At 55.2% G+C, this 18,021-nt stretch carries 19 protein-coding genes and 1 riboswitch; of the genes, 4 read left to right on the forward strand and 15 right to left on the reverse strand.

What is annotated here, in order from left to right; all coding sequences use genetic code 11:
- Positions 1-108: 108 nt before the first annotated feature.
- Positions 109-807, forward strand: a complete 699-nt coding sequence (locus D9A02_RS08235) for a hypothetical protein (protein ID WP_162933009.1) — start codon at positions 109-111, stop codon at positions 805-807.
- Between the two features lie 228 nt (positions 808-1,035).
- On the opposite strand, the gene leuB is transcribed toward D9A02_RS08235, so the two are convergent.
- The 11 genes from leuB to pncB form a co-directional block, all read right to left on the reverse strand.
- Positions 1,036-2,142 (reverse strand): 3-isopropylmalate dehydrogenase, encoded by a 1,107-nt coding sequence (leuB, locus tag D9A02_RS08240; RefSeq protein ID WP_120500528.1) that lies wholly within the window; start codon positions 2,140-2,142, stop codon positions 1,036-1,038.
- Positions 2,143-2,224: 82 nt separating this feature from the next.
- On the reverse strand, positions 2,225-3,289 hold the full coding sequence (locus D9A02_RS08245; RefSeq protein WP_367946763.1) for an endonuclease/exonuclease/phosphatase family protein: 1,065 nt from the start codon (positions 3,287-3,289) through the stop codon (positions 2,225-2,227).
- Positions 3,289-4,128, reverse strand: a complete 840-nt coding sequence (locus D9A02_RS08250; protein WP_254054590.1) for a hypothetical protein — start codon at positions 4,126-4,128, stop codon at positions 3,289-3,291. The genes D9A02_RS08245 and D9A02_RS08250 overlap by 1 nt, the downstream gene beginning before the upstream one ends.
- A 377-nt stretch (positions 4,129-4,505) precedes the next feature.
- Positions 4,506-5,111, reverse strand: a complete 606-nt coding sequence (gene leuD / locus D9A02_RS08255; RefSeq protein ID WP_120500530.1) for a 3-isopropylmalate dehydratase small subunit — start codon at positions 5,109-5,111, stop codon at positions 4,506-4,508.
- A gap of 61 nt (positions 5,112-5,172) precedes the next feature.
- A complete protein-coding gene (locus D9A02_RS08260) occupies positions 5,173-6,495 on the reverse strand; it encodes a glycosyltransferase family 4 protein (protein ID WP_120500531.1) in 1,323 nt (440 codons plus the stop codon).
- A 388-nt stretch (positions 6,496-6,883) separates the two neighbouring features.
- On the reverse strand, positions 6,884-8,287 hold the full coding sequence (gene leuC, locus D9A02_RS08265; protein ID WP_120500532.1) for a 3-isopropylmalate dehydratase large subunit: 1,404 nt from the start codon (positions 8,285-8,287) through the stop codon (positions 6,884-6,886).
- A gap of 251 nt (positions 8,288-8,538) precedes the next feature.
- The gene (locus tag D9A02_RS08275) at positions 8,539-9,570 is read right to left on the reverse strand and encodes an iron ABC transporter permease (RefSeq protein ID WP_120500534.1); all 1,032 of its coding nucleotides are present in this window, start codon (positions 9,568-9,570) and stop codon (positions 8,539-8,541) included.
- Positions 9,570-10,505, reverse strand: a complete 936-nt coding sequence (locus D9A02_RS08280; protein WP_120500535.1) for an ABC transporter substrate-binding protein — start codon at positions 10,503-10,505, stop codon at positions 9,570-9,572. Before D9A02_RS08280 ends, D9A02_RS08275 begins: the two co-directional genes overlap by 1 nt.
- Positions 10,502-11,311, reverse strand: a complete 810-nt coding sequence (locus D9A02_RS08285) for an ABC transporter ATP-binding protein (RefSeq protein ID WP_120500536.1) — start codon at positions 11,309-11,311, stop codon at positions 10,502-10,504. The genes D9A02_RS08280 and D9A02_RS08285 overlap by 4 nt, the downstream gene beginning before the upstream one ends.
- Positions 11,308-11,715 carry a DUF1636 domain-containing protein gene (locus D9A02_RS08290; RefSeq protein WP_120500537.1) on the reverse strand — a complete coding sequence of 136 codons (408 nt, stop codon included), beginning with the start codon at positions 11,713-11,715 and terminating at the stop codon, positions 11,308-11,310. The genes D9A02_RS08285 and D9A02_RS08290 overlap by 4 nt, the downstream gene beginning before the upstream one ends.
- 101 nt (positions 11,716-11,816) lie before the next feature.
- A riboswitch (cobalamin riboswitch) is annotated at positions 11,817-12,030 on the reverse strand.
- A 68-nt stretch (positions 12,031-12,098) separates the two neighbouring features.
- Positions 12,099-13,391 (reverse strand): nicotinate phosphoribosyltransferase, encoded by a 1,293-nt coding sequence (gene pncB, locus D9A02_RS08295; protein WP_120500538.1) that lies wholly within the window; start codon positions 13,389-13,391, stop codon positions 12,099-12,101.
- Positions 13,392-13,565: 174 nt separating this feature from the next.
- On the opposite strand from pncB, the gene D9A02_RS19200 reads away from it, so the two are divergent.
- The 3 genes from D9A02_RS19200 to D9A02_RS08305 are packed head-to-tail and all read left to right on the forward strand — an operon-like array spanning position 13,566 to position 15,400.
- Entirely contained in the window at positions 13,566-13,724 is a 159-nt protein-coding gene (locus D9A02_RS19200; protein ID WP_162933010.1) for a hypothetical protein, read from the forward strand.
- A gap of 54 nt (positions 13,725-13,778) precedes the next feature.
- Positions 13,779-14,462 (forward strand): response regulator transcription factor, encoded by a 684-nt coding sequence (locus tag D9A02_RS08300; protein WP_120500539.1) that lies wholly within the window; start codon positions 13,779-13,781, stop codon positions 14,460-14,462.
- Positions 14,447-15,400, forward strand: coding sequence for an ATP-binding protein (locus D9A02_RS08305; RefSeq protein ID WP_120500540.1), 954 nt, complete (start codon positions 14,447-14,449; stop codon positions 15,398-15,400). The genes D9A02_RS08300 and D9A02_RS08305 overlap by 16 nt, the downstream gene beginning before the upstream one ends.
- Before the next feature lie 27 nt (positions 15,401-15,427).
- Here the strand turns inward: D9A02_RS08305 and D9A02_RS08310 are convergent, their stop codons facing one another.
- From D9A02_RS08310 to D9A02_RS08325, 4 genes are all read right to left on the reverse strand, one after another.
- Positions 15,428-15,676, reverse strand: a complete 249-nt coding sequence (locus D9A02_RS08310) for a DUF6525 family protein (protein WP_120500541.1) — start codon at positions 15,674-15,676, stop codon at positions 15,428-15,430.
- Positions 15,673-16,749, reverse strand: a complete 1,077-nt coding sequence (locus D9A02_RS08315; RefSeq protein ID WP_120500542.1) for a GTP-binding protein — start codon at positions 16,747-16,749, stop codon at positions 15,673-15,675. Before D9A02_RS08315 ends, D9A02_RS08310 begins: the two co-directional genes overlap by 4 nt.
- 95 nt (positions 16,750-16,844) lie before the next feature.
- The gene (locus tag D9A02_RS08320; protein ID WP_120500543.1) at positions 16,845-17,576 is read right to left on the reverse strand and encodes a 2-dehydro-3-deoxygalactonokinase; all 732 of its coding nucleotides are present in this window, start codon (positions 17,574-17,576) and stop codon (positions 16,845-16,847) included.
- Positions 17,573-17,989 carry a TIGR01244 family sulfur transferase gene (locus D9A02_RS08325; protein ID WP_120500544.1) on the reverse strand — a complete coding sequence of 139 codons (417 nt, stop codon included), beginning with the start codon at positions 17,987-17,989 and terminating at the stop codon, positions 17,573-17,575. Before D9A02_RS08325 ends, D9A02_RS08320 begins: the two co-directional genes overlap by 4 nt.
- Between the last annotated feature and the right edge of the window lie 32 nt (positions 17,990-18,021).

Below are 18,021 nucleotides of genomic sequence, written 5' to 3' on the forward strand. Positions count from 1 at the left end.
GTCCATGCTGAGTTAGACTTAAAAGTTTCAGTAAAATTTTTACGGGTTATAACCTGCAAAACACATGCTAATTTCAATGTGAAAAGCGTCGATGCGGGAGATAAGAAAATGCATGGATTCGTTTACTCCGCTATAACACTCTTATGCCTTGCAAATCCGGCTATGGCAGATGGCATACTGGGCAAAATCCAGAAAGGTGCAGAGGATGCAGCGGAAGCCGTAGGTCAGGGGGCGGAACGTGTTGGAGACACAATTGACAAAGGTGTGGGAATTGTTGGGGACACAGTAAAGTCTACAACGGAAATGGCAACGAACGAGGCTACCCCTGAAGAAACCCGTGCCAAGCTTGATGTCATGTCAAATGAGATTCTTGCTCAGCTTTTAGCGCAAAGTGCGGATGCTGCCGCAATGTATGATATCAGCGCTGGATATGCGATTTTTGACAGTCGCAAAGTGACCATCTTTCCCGTTTCTGCTGGTTATGGGCGGGGCGTCGCAATATCTAAAGAGGATAGCTCCAAAACGTATATGAATATGGCCACAGGTGGGGTTGGAGCGGCCCTTGGCATTGGAGGATTTGAATCCCAGTTTGTAATCATGTTCGAAACACCGGGTGATTACACCAAGTTCATCGTTGATGGATATGATGCAACAGCTGAGACTTCCACGATGCATGGCGATGATCAGTCCGGAGAGGCTGTCAGGTTCATAGATGGTCGCTCCTTTTTTGTGCTCGACAAAAAGGGCTGGCGCGTTGCTGCAAGCGCCGCAGGTACAAAATACTGGATGTCGCCAGAGCTAAACTGATCAAAGCCGAAATTATCAGGTAAAACGTCAGAACAACTTATATATTTAATATTACATTTGACCTGTAGGCGACTTTGCAAAGGTCGCTATCTGCGCAAAGTAGTCGTCGGATTGTGGCACAGTATTCGATATACTGGGTTCAGAGCAGACTTTCATTGATCTTCATCATGTAATGAAGGAGGCGGCCCGATGATGAGGCCGCCTCTATGCATTTCTATGCTTAATGTCTTAACCCAAGCTCTCTTGCAGCGCCTCGATGATAGCGTCGCCCATTTCTGAGGTGGAGATGGGGGAGCCGCCTTCGGCGCCCAAAAGATCACCAGTGCGCAGGCCTTTGGCCAGCACGGCCTCGATGGCCTGTTCCAGGCGGGTGGCCTCGTCGCCTTGGTCAAAGCTGTAGCGCAGGGCCATGGCGAAGCTGAGCACGCAGGCGATGGGGTTGGCTTTGCCTTGGCCGGTGATGTCTGGGGCGGAGCCGTGTACGGGCTCATACAATGCCTTGGGACGACCGTTTTCCATTGGGGCACCAAGCGAGGCTGAGGGCAGCATGCCAAGCGAGCCGGTCAGCATTGCGGCGCAGTCGGACAGGATGTCACCAAAGAGGTTGTCAGTGAAGATCACGTCGAACTGCTTGGGCGCGCGCACCAGCTGCATCGCGCCGTTGTCGGCGTACATATGGCTGAGTTCGACCTCGGGATAGTCTTTGGCCACACGGGTCGTGACCTCGCGCCACAGAATGCCGGATTCCATGACGTTGGCTTTTTCCATCGAGCAGACTTTTTTGCCGCGACGCATGGCCAGCTCAAACGCGGAACGGGCGGCACGCTCAATCTCGGATTCAGTGTAGCGTTGCGTGTTGATGCCGACGCGCTCGTTGCCTTCTTCAAAGATACCGCGCGGCTCTCCGAAATAAACGCCCGAGGTCAGCTCGCGCAGGATCATGATATCCAGACCAGCGACGATGTCTTTTTTCAGGCTGCTGAAGTCGGCCAGTGCGTCAAAACATTGGGCCGGGCGCAGGTTGGAATAAAGATCCATTTCCTTGCGCAGGCGCAGCAACCCGCGTTCGGGTTTGACCGAGAAGTCGAGATCGTCATATTTTGGCCCGCCAACGGCACCGAGCAGAACGGCGTCAACTTCTTGCGCGCGCGCCATCGTGTCGTCATGCAGGGGAACACCGTGGGCGTCATATGCCGCACCACCAACCAGATCTTCGCTGACGTCAAAGCTCAGGCCACGGTTTTCGTCGAACCAGCCGATGACTTTGCGAACCTCGGCCATGACCTCGGGGCCGATGCCGTCACCGGGAAGAATAAGAAGGGTATTGGTGCTCATGGGAAATCCTTGTCATCGCGATGGTTTTGCAGGGCGTAACGCGAAGCTATGGAAGGGTCAAGGAATGTGGGGTTTTATGCGGCTAATCAAGCGCAATATCGACCCAAACCAGCCGGTGACGGCTGGCGATTGCTGCGGTTTGGCCGTTGGGGGTGGTGTCATCGGGCCAATAGACGCCTGAGGCAAGGACCTGCAAGTCAGACGAGGGCAGGATGTAATCCACCCGCATGGAATCCAATTTGGGCCAATGAACCGTATCAAGCATCGGATCACCACGTTGCCCAGTCTGTGCCGAGACGGGGAAACTACGGTGCGGTGAGGGATCTTGCAGGCGCGGGTCTTGCAGGAGAGCGCGGATTGCCTCTTTGCGGCCCTCGCTATCTACCGGGTCAAGGTTGGCATCGCCCAAAAGGACGAAAGTATGCTCTGGGGGTGTGTCGAAAGCGCCGTCCATATAGAGTTGCCAAAAGCGCAATTCATCATGGTTGCGTCGGCCGTTGCGGTCTTCGGGGCCATCAAACACCGGTGGGCTGGCATGGAAGGCGAGCAAGGTTAAGGTGTGTGATTGAACGTTGATCGGCACAACCCAGTGGGCGACATAGGATAAACGCTGAATGTCGCGTATTGCTGATGTCAGACCTTGTGCTTCGTTGATATCTAGCAGCAGAGATGCGGGAATATCCTTCCACAGAACGTCTGAATAATCCTGAACGTCATCTGTCATGATGGGGTAACGCGATAGAATGGCCATGCCTTTTTGCCCCGAGAACGCCCCAAAACTTTGGGCGTCTTTTGCATTTATAAAACGACCATCAAGATCCATATCGAGCCCGGTTTGCATTCCTGTGTTGGGGAGAGACGAGAATATATATGGATAGTGTTGGCCGGCCTCAGACAGGGTTGCATTGAAGGCTGTGAGAGCATGCAGGTCGAGGTCATAATCGATGCTTTGAAGCAACAAAATATCTGGCTGAACTTTTGATATCACTGCTGTGAGTGCGGTGACCTGTGGGTCTGCGCCACTCGCAATGTCGCGTAACAACAAACCGGGACCATCGCGGGAAAGTCCGGTGTTATAGGTTGCTATTCTGACTGGATCGGCTTGAGGGGCTGTGCAAAATACTGCGCTTGTTAAACAGGCAGTGATTAGGCGCTTTGTAAGGCTTTGGCATCGGTATGCTGGGCGTAGGCGCGGCGGCGTTTCTCTTCGATCAGCCCTGCAATGCGACTGATCGCGATTCCGCGCATCAGGAGGCTTGCAGGTAGAAAGGCCCATGCTGTTATCGTCCAGATCAGGGTTTGCGGATGGTTCAACGAAAGCGGGTCGATCGTGCTGGACGCCGCGTTCACCGCGAATGGGATAAAGAATGGCAGAAGAAACCCTAACACAAGGTTAAGAGACGCGTCACGTTTCAGGCGTTCCAGAACATCGCCACGTGTCGGATCAAACAAAGGCAAGTTGATCCAGACGTTGAACGCGCCCTTGCGTACAGGCCAATCGAACAAGCGGACCATGGACAAGAAGACGAACATCATTGTGAATGAAACCATATAGGCAATGCCTGCTGAGGTTCGGATCAAAGAGATCGTCTGAGCGTCTGTTTCCGGAGGAAGCATCAATAGAACAAGGCGAACGGGTGAGTAAGGAAAGTCCATAACGCGGCCCAATCCATCACCCAGATTTGTGATTGCAGTTGTCCAACCGGTTGGGTTGGTTTGCCCGCGCAAAATGAGTGACAGCAATACGATAGTAATCAACAGTGCCGTGAACTTCAGCCGGTTGACCGGCGCTGCAAAGCGGAATTCGATAAAGCTGGGATAGCGACCGTAATATTCAATAAAGGTCAAAACAGAAGCAAGAATAGCGAGAACTACAACAACCTGAGCTGTGTCTGCGCCCGTATTTACCAACAGCAGCGATGGGGCGGCTATCAGGAGTGCCACCAACATGGCACGTAACAAGGCACTCACTAAACGTGGAATCACCGCCCGTTTCCCTTCGAACTGGCTTGCCGCGCAGTACTGTTGTACCACTGTCCCTTGATGAGCTTGCCACAATTGGCGGCTGTTTTGGTTCTCATACAACTTTTGCTTACTTTCAACTTACATCTCAAGGCTTTGGTAACAAAGACTTCAGTTTTCAGGCGAATCGATGGTCAAGTTGGTGCGAGAATGCATCAAAATGGGTGCAGAAATTGGGCAATCTTGTGTTGGCCTACTGAATGTAGGGGTTGCGTGGATTGGCGGCCCTAATGTGGGTGGCAAATTAGGGTGCTGCCTAGCAACATACTGTTTCTGAGTGTGAGGGGTCAACATAACACCGCCTGAAGCTGTACAGGCGGCGTTATTTCGCGCATCGTGAGTTACACCCAGGGGCGCTGTGTATTGTTTTGACCTTCATAGGTGTCAATTGAAGAGGCTTTTTCCAGCGTCAGGCCGATATCATCTAGACCATTTAGCAAGCAATGTTTCTTGAATGCATCCACTTCGAAAGCGATTGTTTCCCCTTCGGATGTGGTGATTTCCTGGGCCTCAAGATCAACGGTCATGCGTGCATTGGCACCTTTTTCCGCGTCACCCATCAGTACAGCGACTTGTTCCTGAGGCAGAACAATTGGCAAGATACCGTTTTTGAAGCAGTTATTGAAAAAGATGTCGGCAAAGGATGTCGAGATGACACATTTGATTCCGAAATCAGCAATGGCCCATGGCGCGTGTTCGCGGGAAGAGCCGCAACCAAAGTTGTCACCTGCAACTAAGATCTGAGCGTCACGGTATTGCGGTTTGTTCAGCACGAAATCAGGCAGCTCGTTGCCTTCGCGATCAAAGCGCATTTCATCAAACAGGTTCACACCAAGGCCTGAGCGCTTGATGGTTTTCAGAAACACCTTTGGAATGATCATATCGGTATCGATGTTGACCAATGGCATTGGCGCGGCGATGCCGTGCAATTTTTCGAATTTATCCACCCTTTATGCCCTTCTGTAGAAGTTAAGGATTCGTTTGCTTAGCTGGCTAAAAACCACCATTTCAGCCGTTCGTAAAGGGCTGCGGCCGTTTCCCACCGTTTAAAACCCACTTATAAACTTCGGAAATTTGCCGGGCCTTGGCGCTCCAGGTGAAGTTGTCCATCACAAACGCCTGCCCGGCCTGTGATTTTGCGGCCAGCTGTTCAGGTGATGCGCAAATATCCTGTACCACTTGTCCAAAGTCACGGATAATATCTTGGCGGCTGCCCATGGGGATCTTGTATCCAGTGTCAGCGTTCACCAGCTCTCCGGGGCCTGCGTAATCGCAGATAACCGGGACCAGCCCCATTTTCATCGCCTCCAGCACGACACCTCCGCCGAATTCCCGAATGGAGGGGAACAAAAGCAATTGGCTTTGCGAGGCGATATTCTGAACGTCCTTATGCTCGGTCCAGCCATGAAATGTGACGTGATCCTCAATTGCATTCTGACTTGCGATTTCCTTGAGGTGGGGCATTTCAGGTCCATCGCCGATAATATCGACGATCAATTTGTTGTCCTTTAACAGCGGCACAATCGCTTCCAACATCATATCGGCGCCTTTGTATGGCACGAGCCGCCCGATGAAGCAGGCCTGCAATGGCCCACCTTTGAATGCCTTTGATTCCAGACTGAAACGCGACAAATCAAGTGCGTTCTCGGGCAGGTAAATGACGCGGTCGCTGTGTTCCTGAGGAATCTCTGATTGGGTAAACTTTGATCCTGCAAGAATGGCGGCCGTGTTTTTCAGCATGCTCTGGCGTGCGGGATTCAATTTGTACATTGAGCGCACAAAGGACAGCCATTCACGTTCTTTAACTTGCTCTTGGCGAAATTCCTTGGGCCAAGGGACCCCGCCATTAAGCGGCCCCAGGACAAATGGCACATTATGTTTTTTGCATTTCTTGGCTAGCGAGCTGTTTGAGGTGGGCGATACTGGCGTGACCCGGTGCACAATATCATACTGACCCTGCATGATGTCGGCGCCAAACTTTTTCCAGATCAGGTGTTCAAAATATGGGTAGGCCAGGCTGGCGGCCGCTGCAACGGTGGTCCAGCCTTTGTTCGCTCCGCCGCGCAGTTTGCCCGCGATTTTTGTGACTGGTATCATAACCGCTTCGGTGTCGATGCATGTGAAGTCCTGTCCTTCAATCCAGCCCGCGCGCAAGATCGCTTCGCGATTTCTGATTTGCGTTACGAGATGAATATCGGCCACCTGCCGTAGGGCCTCGGTCAGGGACCAGCCAATGAGCGGCACACTGACACGCTCAGGATTTGCAGCTTCTGCGATGATCAGGACTTTGGGGCGTCTTGGACTGTTTGAAGCACTGATATCTTCGGTCATTTAAATACTCAGCCTAGAAAGAAACCGCATTGGTGTTTCCACCGGAATTCATTGAAAACAGACACTATCTGATCCGTTCTTAATACACAAACATCCGCCGAACTTAGGCCGGCGGATGGAATTTTAAATGTCGAAAAAGATGTCAGGCAAACGATAGGGCTGTCATGCCCCAAACGGTCATCAGGCTGGCAAAGGCAACAATGGTTGGAAGAATAACGCGGATCATATCTGTGCTCCTTTCCTGCATTCCGGTTGCCCGGGATGCGGTGCTTGCCGCGGCGGGATGCTGCAGCTGATACAGACATGGGAAGTGTGGAGGTCGACCAAAAGGGTTAACCTCCACACATGTTTTCACGCTCTACACAGGGGTTGTGAAGAGAACGTTGCGTTAAATCAGATCGCGGATGTCGGTCAGGTGGCCAGTCAGGGCTGCTGCTGCTGCCATGGCTGGGCTGACCAAATGGGTGCGACCTTTGTAGCCTTGGCGCCCCTCAAAGTTGCGGTTCGAAGTTGAGGCACAGCGCTCGCCCTCGGACAGCTGATCAGGGTTCATCGCCAGACACATGGAACAACCGGCCAAACGCCATTCAAAGCCCGCGTCACGGAAGACATCGGCAAGGCCCTCTTCCTCGGCTTGGGCCCGAACAAGGCCAGAGCCGGGAACGACCATGGCACGCATGCCGTCCTTGACCTTTTTGCCCTTCAGGATCTCAGCCGCAGCGCGCAGATCTTCGATCCGGCCGTTTGTGCACGAGCCGATGAAAACCGTATCGATGGCAATATCTGTCAGTTTCTGACCGGGGGTCAGACCCATGTATTCGATTGAACGGCGGGCTGCATCAACTTTGCCACCTTGGAAATCGTCTGGGCTTGGAACTGTCGCGGTGATTGGCAAAACATCCTCGGGCGAGGTGCCCCATGTCACAACTGGCTGAATGTCTTCACCTTTGAGGGTGACGACCTTGTCGAAATGTGCGCCGTTTTCGGTGAAGAGCGTTTTCCACCAGTTTAGCGCGGCTTCCCACTGCGCACCCTTTGGTGCATGTGCCCGGCCATTGACATAGTCATAGGTGGTTTGGTCAGGTGCGATCAGGCCAGCGCGTGCGCCACCCTCAATCGCCATGTTGCAGACGGTCATCCGCCCTTCCATGCTGAGGGCCTGAATGGCTTCACCACAGTATTCGATCACATAGCCGGTGCCACCAGCGGTGCCGGTTTCACCGATCACGGCAAGGGTGATGTCTTTGGCGGTTACACCGGGGTTCAACTGCCCGGTGATTTCGACCTTCATGTTTTTCGATTTCTTCTGGATCAGCGTCTGCGTGGCCAGAACATGTTCAACCTCGGATGTGCCGATGCCGTGCGCCAGCGCGCCGAAAGCACCATGCGTAGCAGTGTGGCTATCGCCGCAAACAACGGTCATGCCGGGCAGGGTCCAGCCTTGTTCAGGGCCAACAATGTGGACAATGCCCTGACGCACGTCGGAAACCGGATAGTAGTGAATGCCGAAATCCTTGGCGTTCTTATCCAGCGCTTCGACTTGAATGCGGCTTTCCTCGTTGTCGATGCCTTTGGCGCGATCCAGCGTGGTCGGCACGTTGTGATCGGGTACGGCAATCGTTTTGTCCGGTGCGCGCACGGGGCGGCCTGCCATACGCAGCCCTTCAAAGGCCTGCGGGCTGGTGACTTCGTGAACCAGGTGCCGGTCAATATACAAAAGACAGGTGCCGTCTTCAGCCTCGTGAACGACGTGGGCATCCCAGATTTTATCATAGAGCGTTTTGGGGGACATGGGTCCTCTCCGATGTATAGTGAAATTCAGGTGTGACAAAGATGGTCGGGGCCGTACATGCGCCCTATAGGCGGGCGAGAATGGTCAGGCCAGCGCCGAAGAAGCGCCATGGCAGGCGTGCGCGGTCATCCATGTCAATAATCTGTGTCATAAGGATCAGATACAGATGAGAACTGAGTCTATCAAGGGCTCAGATGCCAGTTTTGTTGGTTTTGACGCTATACATAGAGTTTGAGCCCCGGCGTTGAGCGCTACCTGCGGCCTAGCAAAACGATAAAGAACAGCCCGCCGATCAGACCGGTGACAATTCCGATGGGCATATCTTCGGGTGCGATGAGGGTACGGGCTGCAATATCAGCCCAGAGCAAGAAAATCCCACCTATGAGGGCTGACACAGGCAGGACGCGGGCGTTATCACCGCCGACTAACAGGCGCACGATATGAGGTACCATCAGGCCGACAAAGCCGATCAGGCCGGAAAAGGCGACCATCACGCCTGTAATCAATGCTCCAAAGACGAAGACCGCAAGGCGAAAGCGCGCCACGGGAATGCCAAGGGTTGAAGCGGTTTCATCGCCCACGGTCATGGCGTTGAGGCGCGGGGCTTGCAGCCAGAGCCATGCGCCACACAGTAAAAGGATCACCAGTGGGTAGATCAGGTGCGACCACTGAGCCAAGCCAAGCCCGCCAAGCATCCAGAATACCACAGTATGGGTGGCGCGCGGATCGCCTAGGAAGATCAGAACGTTCGCGCCAGCCATGATGACAAAGGACACGGCCACACCGGTCAGGACCAGCCGGTCCGCCGTGGTTGATGCGGTAAAATGCGAAACGGCCAATACCAAGAGAGTTGCCATAAGGGCACCAAAAAAGGCCAGCAGGGGCACGGTCAGGAGGCCCAGAAACAGTCCGGTATGCAAGAGAGCCAGAATGGCGCCAAACGCCCCGCCTGATGAAATGCCCAGAAGATGCGGATCAGCGAGTGGGTTGCGGGTGACGGCCTGTAGGGAGGCGCCGACGACGGCCAGCCCGGCCCCGACCATCACCGCCAGCAGTGCGCGGGGAAAGCGGATCTCCCAGACGATGGCAGCGCGGCCCTTGGACCATGTTGGGTCACCCAAATCAAAACCGATCTTATGGAAAAACACATCCCAAACGGTGGCAATGGGCACGGAAACGGCACCCACTGAAATGGCAAAGGAGAGGGACAACCCCAAGGCAACGAGACACCCGAGGGTGACCAGCCACAAAGGCAGTGGTTTGCGGGGTTGTCCCTGAGACATTATTTGCCCCAGAACCCTTGGGCGAGTTTCTGAACGGCCTTGATGTTGCGTGGGCCGGGGGTGGCCTCGACATATTCCAAAACGACGAAGCGGTCATTTTTCACCGCGTCGATATCAGCGAAGGCCGGGTTGTTCATCATGAAGGCGCGCTTTTCTTCGGCAGTGACATTGCCGTAGTTCACGATCACCACAACCTCGGGATTGCGTTCGACCACCTCTTCCCATGTGACGGTAGCCCAGCTTTTTTCAAAGTCATCCATGATGTTCCGGCCGCCTGCCGCTTCGATCAGAGCGGTTGGCATGGCGTAGCGCCCGGCAGTAAAGGGGGTGTCTTCGCCGCTGTCGTAGACGAAGACGCGCAGGGCGTTGTCGCCCGTGTTCAGGGATGCGGTAAAGTCTGCCAACTCAGCCTTGTAACCATCAACCAATTCTGCGGCTTTATCTTCGACGGCAAAGATTTTGCCGAGGTTCATCAGGTCGTTGTACATGTCATTCATGCTGACCTTGGCTTTTTCTCCGATGTGGATGCAGCTTTCGGTTAGCTCGTAGACCTTGATATCAAACGGGGCGAGGGTTTCGGGGGTGACCTCGCCGCCGACTTTCATGCCATAGTTCCAGCCTGCGAAGAAGAAGTCGGCATCGGCACCGACCAGAACCTCTTTGGAGGGGTATTTAGCGGACAGCTCTGGCAAGGCGTCGATGCCATGGCGCATCTCTTCGTCCAGCGTTTTCCAACCAGAAATGCCGGTGTAACCGACCATGCGATCCGCAAGGCCCAGAACCAGCATCATTTCGGTCAGGTTGACATCGTTTGAAATGGCGGCCTTGGGTGGAGTCTTAAAAGTGACCTCGCGGTCACAGCTTTGAACGGTGGTTTCGGCAAGGGCTGATCCGGCAATAACGGACAGGCCAAAAGCGAAAGCGGATGTTTTCATTGAAGTTCCTCTAGTTGAGTCGATGTGGATGGAAGTTGGTAAGACAGATAGGGCTTGCGACTGATGCTCAGCTCTTCGCGTCGGGCGTGAACCTGAAAGGTGTCCGCGACGATGGCATCCTGAAGGACGTCATCAGGATGGCCAAAACCCTGCGGTTGCCCGTTTTTGAGGACGAGAATGCGGTCACAGATATCGCTGGCAAGGTTCAGATCGTGCAGCGAGGTTATGATGGTCAGGTCCAGCTCGCTGATCAATTGCAGCACCTCAAGCTGATGGCGGATGTCGAGGTGGTTGGTTGGTTCATCAAGCACCAGAATTTGGGGTTCCTGTGCCAGCGCGCGCGCGACCATCACCCGCTGACGTTCACCGCCCGACAGTGTGGACAGGCTGCGCCCTGCCAGATTGCGCAATCCCAGCCGGTCGAGCGCGTTCTCGATCACCTGAGCGTCATGTTGTCCGGGACGGGCAAATCCCTGGCGATGGGGTACCCGGCCCAAGGCGACGATTTCGCGCACGGTCAGAGCGAAATCAGTGGGTTGTTCTTGCAGAACCGCAGCAACCTTGCGGGCCACCTGACGGTGGGACAGCGCATTGAGCGATATGTCGTCAATCAGGATTTTCCCGCGTAAGGGCCGATGGAAGCCATAGATCAGACGTAGCAACGTGGTTTTGCCCGCGCCATTGGGGCCCACTACGCCCATGACTTGTCCGGCTTGAAGATCAAAGCTTGTCTCATGCAGCAAGAGCGGGCTACGGCGGTGGGGGGCGAACGCGACCTGATCGATCTTGAGTGATGCAGCCTTCATGAGGCTTTCTCCAAGCTGTCTTGCAAAGCCTGAAAGGCAGCGGGAATGCGGGCGAGTGTGGACTTGCGGAGCTTTCCAGGGCGATCCAGTGAACTACACCAGCCGTCATCAAGCGTAGCGTATTGCTGCGCAAAGGTGATCAGATCTGCGATGTCGTGGTCAGGCTCTATATCGCCAAAAAGATAGGTCGCTTTGTTTTTACCGTGATAGGCCACCGTGCAAGGGCGGCTGCACCCCGCCATACAGGCCACTTCGGCAATGTCGAAACTTGCGGGCAAATCGTCACCAGCCGCCGCGAGAGCGGCGCGCAATTGCGCGATCAACTCATAACCGGGGCGGTTGGTCTTGTCTTTGTGGCGGCAAGAGGTGCAAACCGTAATGCGGTGAGAACAGGATTGGGACATTAATTCCTCCACAATCAGTCGGGGAGGAATGGAAACCTGTCATATCTGCGGCAAAAGCCGAATAAGCCATCTTGGCATCCTTCCTAGGCACCCCGCCCGGGTTGAAGTTGCGTTTCGATGGCAGGTCTCCTGACTCGCGGCTTGTAGTCCCACCCGACCTTCCCAGGTTTTCACCCAGTGGTCTTTCGGGGGGCACACCGCTTACAGTTGCGGGGGCAGTCATGGAATTGGCGCCTAAAAGGCTACACCGCACCACGTTCCCTTTTCATCCCGGTTTGCGCTGTGCGCCCGGGAACCATCGGGCAGGAGCATTCGGCTGATTGGTTGCATATGTCAACCGAATTGTGTGTGGGTGGTACGGGTAGACAGAGAGGGGCGGTGTCTTACACCACGACCTCCAATTTGTCCTGTTCGCCGACTTTGAACACCTTTTTGTAACGCGCGATCTGATCGTCGGGGCCCATGGCTTTGTTTGGGTTGTCAGACAGTTTGACGGTGGGTTGCCCGTTGGCTTTGACCGCTTTGCAAACCAGACTGAAAGGCGAGAGGGAATCGTCCGTCGTCAGGCCGCGGAAATCATTGGTCATCAACGTACCCCAACCGAACGAGGTTTGGACCCGGCCATCAAACTGGTTGTGTAGCTCGATGATCTTGGCTGTATCCAACCCATCGGAAAAGATGATGCGTTTTTGCTTGGGGTCTTCGCCCTGCGATTTCCACCAGTTGATCGCGGTTTCCGCACCGGTGGCGGGATCGCCGCTGTCGATGCGAATGCCAGTCCAACCAGCGAGCCAGTCGGGTGCATTGTCAAAAAAGCCCTGACTGCCATAGGTGTCGGGTAGGATAATGCGCAAGTTGCCGTCGTGTTCATCGTGCCAATCGGAGAGAACATCGTAGGGGGCCTGCGCTAAGGTGGCATCGTCTTTGGCCAATGCGGCGTAAACCATAGGCAATTCATGTGCGTTGGTGCCGATCGCCTCAAGATCGCGGTTCTTGGCAATCAGACAGTTTGATGTCCCCTTGAACTTTGTCCCCAAGCCTTCGGTCATTGCCTGCACGCACCAGTCTTGCCATAGGAATGAATGCCGCCGCCGGGTGCCGAAATCGGCGATGTTCAACCCCTCGATCGGGCGCAGTTGATCGACCTTTTCCCACAGCTTGGTCATGGCGCGGGCATAGAGCACCTGCAGTTCAAAACGTTTCATGTCATGTAGCACAGCGCGCGAACGCAGCTCCATCAACACCGCCAAGGCGGGGATTTCCCACATCATGACCTCGGGCCAGGAGCCTTCAAACGTGAGCTCATACTGACCATCGCGTTTCTCAAGGTGGTAGGGCGGCAGTCTGAGTTGCTCAAACCACTCCATGAATTCAGGCGTGAACATCTGGCGTTTGCCATAGAACGTGTTGCCGCGCAGCCAAGTGCTTTCGCCCCGGCTGAGTGACAGGGACCTGATATGATCCAGCTGCTCGCGCAATTCGCCCTCGTCGACCAGTTCGGCCAGACGAATGGATTTGCTCCGGTTGATCAGGGAAAATGTGACCTGCGTGTCGGGTTTGTTGCGAAACACCGACTGGCACATCAGCAGTTTATAGAAATCCGTGTCGATCAAAGACCTGACAATCGGGTCGATCTTCCATTTGTGGTTCCACACGCGGGTGGCGATATCGACCATTGGGGGCCTCCGGGATCTTGCGTTCAGATCGTTAAAGCAAAGCGGGAAGAAAGAGACAAGAGGCGGAGAGGATTGTGCGATCTGCACAAAAACTGCTGAAGCGCTAAGCCAGAGCTGCAGTTTGGGGGGCTATTCAGGGGGAAGAAACTAAACGAGCAGTGAAAGGACAAACTTATGAAACTCTATCTCGTACGTGGCGTGCCCCGTAAATTACAGCAAGATGGCTGGTGGATGGATGGCGATCTGGCGCCTGTTGATCATTCTCCGCATACCCCAAGTACGTCTGAGGTATCGATGTTTTCCCGGTTGCGTCAGTTTGTTTCCGGGCGTTGAATGGGGACTATGGTACAGACAGGGCGTACCAAAGAATAAGGGCCGGGAACAGCTGTGGCTAAAATATTGATTGTCGATGACGACCCGCAGATTCGGGATGTGTTGCGTATCACGCTGAAACAGGCAGGGCATGAGGTGAGCGAGGCCGGAGATGGGGCAGAAGGATTGGCCAAGGCCCGCAATGGCAATATCGATCTGATCGTGCTGGACATTGGCCTGCCAGAGATGGATGGGCTACAGGTCTGTCGCCGCTTGCGTGAAGATGTCGAAACGCCGGTGCTGTTTTTGACTGCACGCGACGACGAGATCGACCGGGTGTTGGCGTTTGAGCTGGGCGGAGATGACTATGTGTCAAAGCCGTTTTCACCACGTGAACTGGCAGCCCGGATTAAGGCGATTTTGAAGCGGGTTGGACCGGAGCCAGCAAAAAGCGGACTGAGCCGCGGCGTGCTGAAGCTGGATCCCGAACGGCACTTGTGTACGGTATCCGGGGAATCCCTGGCCCTGACGGGGCGCGAGATGGATCTGTTGGCGCATCTGATGGCGCGCCCCGAACATGTGGCGACCAAGGCGCAATTGGTGGATGCTGTATACGGCCCGTCGTTTCACATCTCGGACCGGACATTGGACAGCCACCTGCGCAATTTGCGAGCCAAGCTGACCAAGGCGGGATGTCATGAAGCGATTGAAACCGTACACGGGGTCGGGATCAGGATGGGTGCATGTCAAAGCAGATAAGACAAAAGTGGCGCCCGCCTTTGGCGCTTGTCATTGGCGGCACCTTGGCGGTGATCTTGTGTCTGCCGGTGATCGGAATTGGATATCTGCGCTTGGCCGGCGGCATCTTGGGCTGGTTGGAAACAGCGCAGCTGTTTGGATTGGTGGCCGCGATTGCGACCCTGATACTGGGGTTTTTACTGTGGCGCTTGGTTTTGCGGCCGGTTTATGCACTGACGGCCCATGCGGATGCGCTTAAAAACGGCCGGGATGATACACCCCTGCCGGATCATTTTGGAACGCCAGAATTCTCTGCGCTGGGTCGCGCAATGCAGGATATGGCGACCACGTTACAAGACCGCGAGGCTGGATTGCGCGCCTATACTGATCATGTGACGCATGAGCTCAAATCCCCCCTGACCAGTTTGATTGGCGCGGCAGAGTTGCTGGAAGGCGATGTTGATGCCGAAGATCGGGCGCAGCTGGCGACGACGATCAAGCAATCGTCACAAAAAATGGATGAACTGCTGAAAGCGCTCAGGCGTTTGGCTGCCGCGCGTGAACCCGTTGGCCGAGGGCCTGTGCAGGTCGCTGAGGTGGTGGCCGCGCTGTCGGGGAATATCGAGATAGAGCTTGCAGGTGATAGCGAGGTGCCGATTGATCGCGAGTCGTTGCATGCGGTGCTGACGCATCTGGTGCAAAACGCAGCGGCTCACGGGGCTGGGAAGGTGATGATCACCTGCGAAGAGCGGTCTTTGCGGGTCTCGGACGACGGGCCGGGAATTGCACCCGGCAATCGGGAGCGGATTTTTGACCCATACTTTACCACACGACGCGAGGCAGGTGGCACCGGCATGGGGTTGGCGATTGTACGTACGATGTTGCGGACCGTTGGGGGGGATGTCGAATTGGTGCCCTGCCAAAAGGGGGCTGCCTTTAGGTTGCGTTTTCCGGAATGAAACAGGTTTGACGAAGCATCCCCAGAATCAGAATTGAAGCGCGTCGCGCGTCAGGGCTCGTACTTCGCTTTGCGCCAACCGGTCCACGATTTGCATAGGCGACAAGCCTTCGCGCTGGGCTTTGTCCCAGATCTTGGCGCAGGACCGGGGTGACCATGGACGTGCTGCGGTGCTCAGCCATGAGCGGAGTTCTGGAGGCAGACGATCATAGGCTTGCATTGGGTCACCCGCGCGCCGCCGACGCTTGAGCCGCGTCGCGCCTAAATTTCTGTTCATGCCATTGTCTCGCTTTGAGTGTTGTGACTGATTTGTGTTGCCCGCAGCATGTCGAAACTGCGTTGCAGCTCTGCCCGGGCCACGTCTTTGGCAATCACGACGATGCGTGAAGTTTGATCACCTGCGGGCCAATCACTTAGCTGTATTGGAGGATCAAAGATGTGCTGCACGCCGTGGAAAACGAAGGGCTGGTCAATCTCTTCGAGAAAGACAATGCCCTTAACCCGCAGGATGTCGGGGCCTTTCAGCGCAATCAACGTGTCGAGCCACAGATCAAAGGCGGCGTCCTTTAGCGGCTCCTCAAACACCATCGAGACCGATTGTATGCGTGGGTCATGTGGCGAAAAAGCCGGTTCTTTTGTGGAGGGCGCGAAACCGGAGAGATTGGCCAGCGGGTCTGCCTTGGCGGGGGTCAGCCAGTCTAACGCTTGCGCGGCAGCTACATCACGCCGTAAACCATTCAATCCGAACAGGGCCTTCACAGGAACCTTGCCTTGGGTGGCCTGCACAATGCGTGCGGTTTGGTTCAGTTTGCGCAACCGATCCTGAAAGGACTTCGCTTTGGGTTTTGAAACCAGATCGACCTTGCTGAGCACAATCAGGTCCGCCATTGCGATCTGCGAAACAGCCTCGAACTGCACGTCTAATGTCGCAGGCCCTGCCGCCGCGTCTACGATCGTCACAACCCCATCCATCCGAAGGGTTTCTGCCAGCGCCGGATCAACCAGCATTGTCTGCAAAATTGGGGCAGGGTTGGCTAGACCAGTGGTTTCAATCACAAGCCGGTCAAATGCCACGTTCCCTGATTTGCGCCGCGCCAGAAGGTCGCCAATTGTTTGCGCCAGATCGCCACGGATTGAACAGCACAAGCACCCCGATTGCATCAGCACGATATCATCTTGCGAGGTTTCGATCAGGTCATGATCAAGGCCCGCCTCGCCGAATTCATTAACGACGACGGCAACGCGGCCCGCCGCGCTGTCTTTGAGAAGGGAGTTGAGGAGGGTCGTCTTCCCGGCACCAAGGAACCCGGTGAGTAAGGTTACGGGAAGACGGTGGTCTGTGTTTGTCATGTGTCGCGCAAGTTTTTGTGTAATGTTATACTATTACGTATTCTGCGTAACTTCAAGACCGAGTCTGGATGTTTATGGTGCGCTTTGGTGTGGCCTCACTCGAAAAGCCCCAGACTCTTGCCCAGCGCGGTCAGACCTGCCGGGATCAGATCTTGTGCTTTGCATGTGCTGTGCGGGACGCTTTGCATCTCGAGCGCGATGGCGTAACCGTCTGCGATGGTTCCTTCATCTGAGACCAAAATAACGTTTTGACCAAGCCAATAAGGGCGGGCAGCCATCAGTTCGGCCCCGATGAGGTGGCCGGTTACGGCGGCAGTGTTGCCTGAAACTTGCGCCTGACGCAGATGGGCGGCAAGGCGCTCGGGGCGGCTGAGGCTGTCGAACATCGCATCGCCAGCAGGTGGGAAGGCGCCGTTGAAAGCATCGATCAGGCCGGGACTGAGAAAGCTTTGGCAGCTGATCGCCTCGTTCGCGCTGATGTGGATCCAGTGGCTAATCCCGCTTGAAATGGCACAAATCACGCCATCCCAGTTGGGCTTGTCAGCGGCGAACCCGGCACACCACAAGCGGATCCAGCCGCCAATGATGTCGGGTGGGCTGGTCTGTTCGAAACCCGGCAGGCTTTGGCCGTCTTCAGGGGTCAGTTTTGCCGGCAGTCGTGCTGGCAGACCGTCGCCGATGCGGATGGTTTGTTCTGCGTCGAACTCCAGCTCTGCCAGTGCCGCGCATTCAGTGGGCGCGGTTGCGGACGTGACGAGCGTGCCACTTTCCAAAGCGTAGGCAGTAACGGTTTTTCCGGTTGGGCCGATAGCGATCCAGCGGGTCATCTGCGCTGCATCTGGGCCACGACGGCACGGACGTCATAACCGGCCTTATCAGCGCAGTTGATGATTTCATCCCCATCAAGGCGTCCGGCTTGCGTGATCGCCCAGATCATCGTGCAACGGGTGCCGCTGCGGCAATATGCCAGAATGGGTTTGGGCAGATCACGCAGGGCCTTGTCAAAAGCGTTAAGGTCGTCTTGACCGACACCACCCGAAACGATGGGCACGCAGGTGAATGCAAGACCCTCTTGCTGTGCGGCGGCTTCAATGTCGCACAAATCAGGTTGGCCAGGTTCCTCGCCATCAGGGCGGTTGCACATGATCGAGCGAAAGCCAGCCCCGGCGATATGAGGCACGTCCGCAGCCGTGATCTGAGGGGATACCGAGACGTCATCAGTGAGTTTGCGCAGGTCCATCTGGGCCTCCTTTGCCATCAACCAAGATATGT

The sequence above is a fragment of the Roseovarius sp. EL26 genome, assembly GCF_900327775.1.
Taxonomy (GTDB): domain Bacteria; phylum Pseudomonadota; class Alphaproteobacteria; order Rhodobacterales; family Rhodobacteraceae; genus Roseovarius.

Coding starts and splice junctions, on each gene's coding strand:
- pncB (WP_120500538.1), bottom strand. CDS start 13,391: ATGGTCGATATCGCCACCCGCGTGTGGAACCACAAATGGAAGATCGAC.
- D9A02_RS08290 (WP_120500537.1), bottom strand. CDS start 11,715: ATGTCCCAATCCTGTTCTCACCGCATTACGGTTTGCACCTCTTGCCGC.
- leuC (WP_120500532.1), bottom strand. CDS start 8,287: ATGTCCCCCAAAACGCTCTATGATAAAATCTGGGATGCCCACGTCGTT.
- D9A02_RS08325 (WP_120500544.1), bottom strand. CDS start 17,989: ATGGACCTGCGCAAACTCACTGATGACGTCTCGGTATCCCCTCAGATC.
- D9A02_RS08285 (WP_120500536.1), bottom strand. CDS start 11,311: ATGAAGGCTGCATCACTCAAGATCGATCAGGTCGCGTTCGCCCCCCAC.
- D9A02_RS08315 (WP_120500542.1), bottom strand. CDS start 16,749: ATGACAAACACAGACCACCGTCTTCCCGTAACCTTACTCACCGGGTTC.
- D9A02_RS08275 (WP_120500534.1), bottom strand. CDS start 9,570: ATGTCTCAGGGACAACCCCGCAAACCACTGCCTTTGTGGCTGGTCACC.
- D9A02_RS08305 (WP_120500540.1), top strand. CDS start 14,447: ATGTCAAAGCAGATAAGACAAAAGTGGCGCCCGCCTTTGGCGCTTGTC.
- D9A02_RS08235 (WP_162933009.1), top strand. CDS start 109: ATGCATGGATTCGTTTACTCCGCTATAACACTCTTATGCCTTGCAAAT.
- D9A02_RS08310 (WP_120500541.1), bottom strand. CDS start 15,676: ATGAACAGAAATTTAGGCGCGACGCGGCTCAAGCGTCGGCGGCGCGCG.
- D9A02_RS19200 (WP_162933010.1), top strand. CDS start 13,566: ATGAAACTCTATCTCGTACGTGGCGTGCCCCGTAAATTACAGCAAGAT.
- leuB (WP_120500528.1), bottom strand. CDS start 2,142: ATGAGCACCAATACCCTTCTTATTCTTCCCGGTGACGGCATCGGCCCC.
- D9A02_RS08320 (WP_120500543.1), bottom strand. CDS start 17,576: ATGACCCGCTGGATCGCTATCGGCCCAACCGGAAAAACCGTTACTGCC.
- D9A02_RS08260 (WP_120500531.1), bottom strand. CDS start 6,495: ATGACCGAAGATATCAGTGCTTCAAACAGTCCAAGACGCCCCAAAGTC.
- D9A02_RS08280 (WP_120500535.1), bottom strand. CDS start 10,505: ATGAAAACATCCGCTTTCGCTTTTGGCCTGTCCGTTATTGCCGGATCA.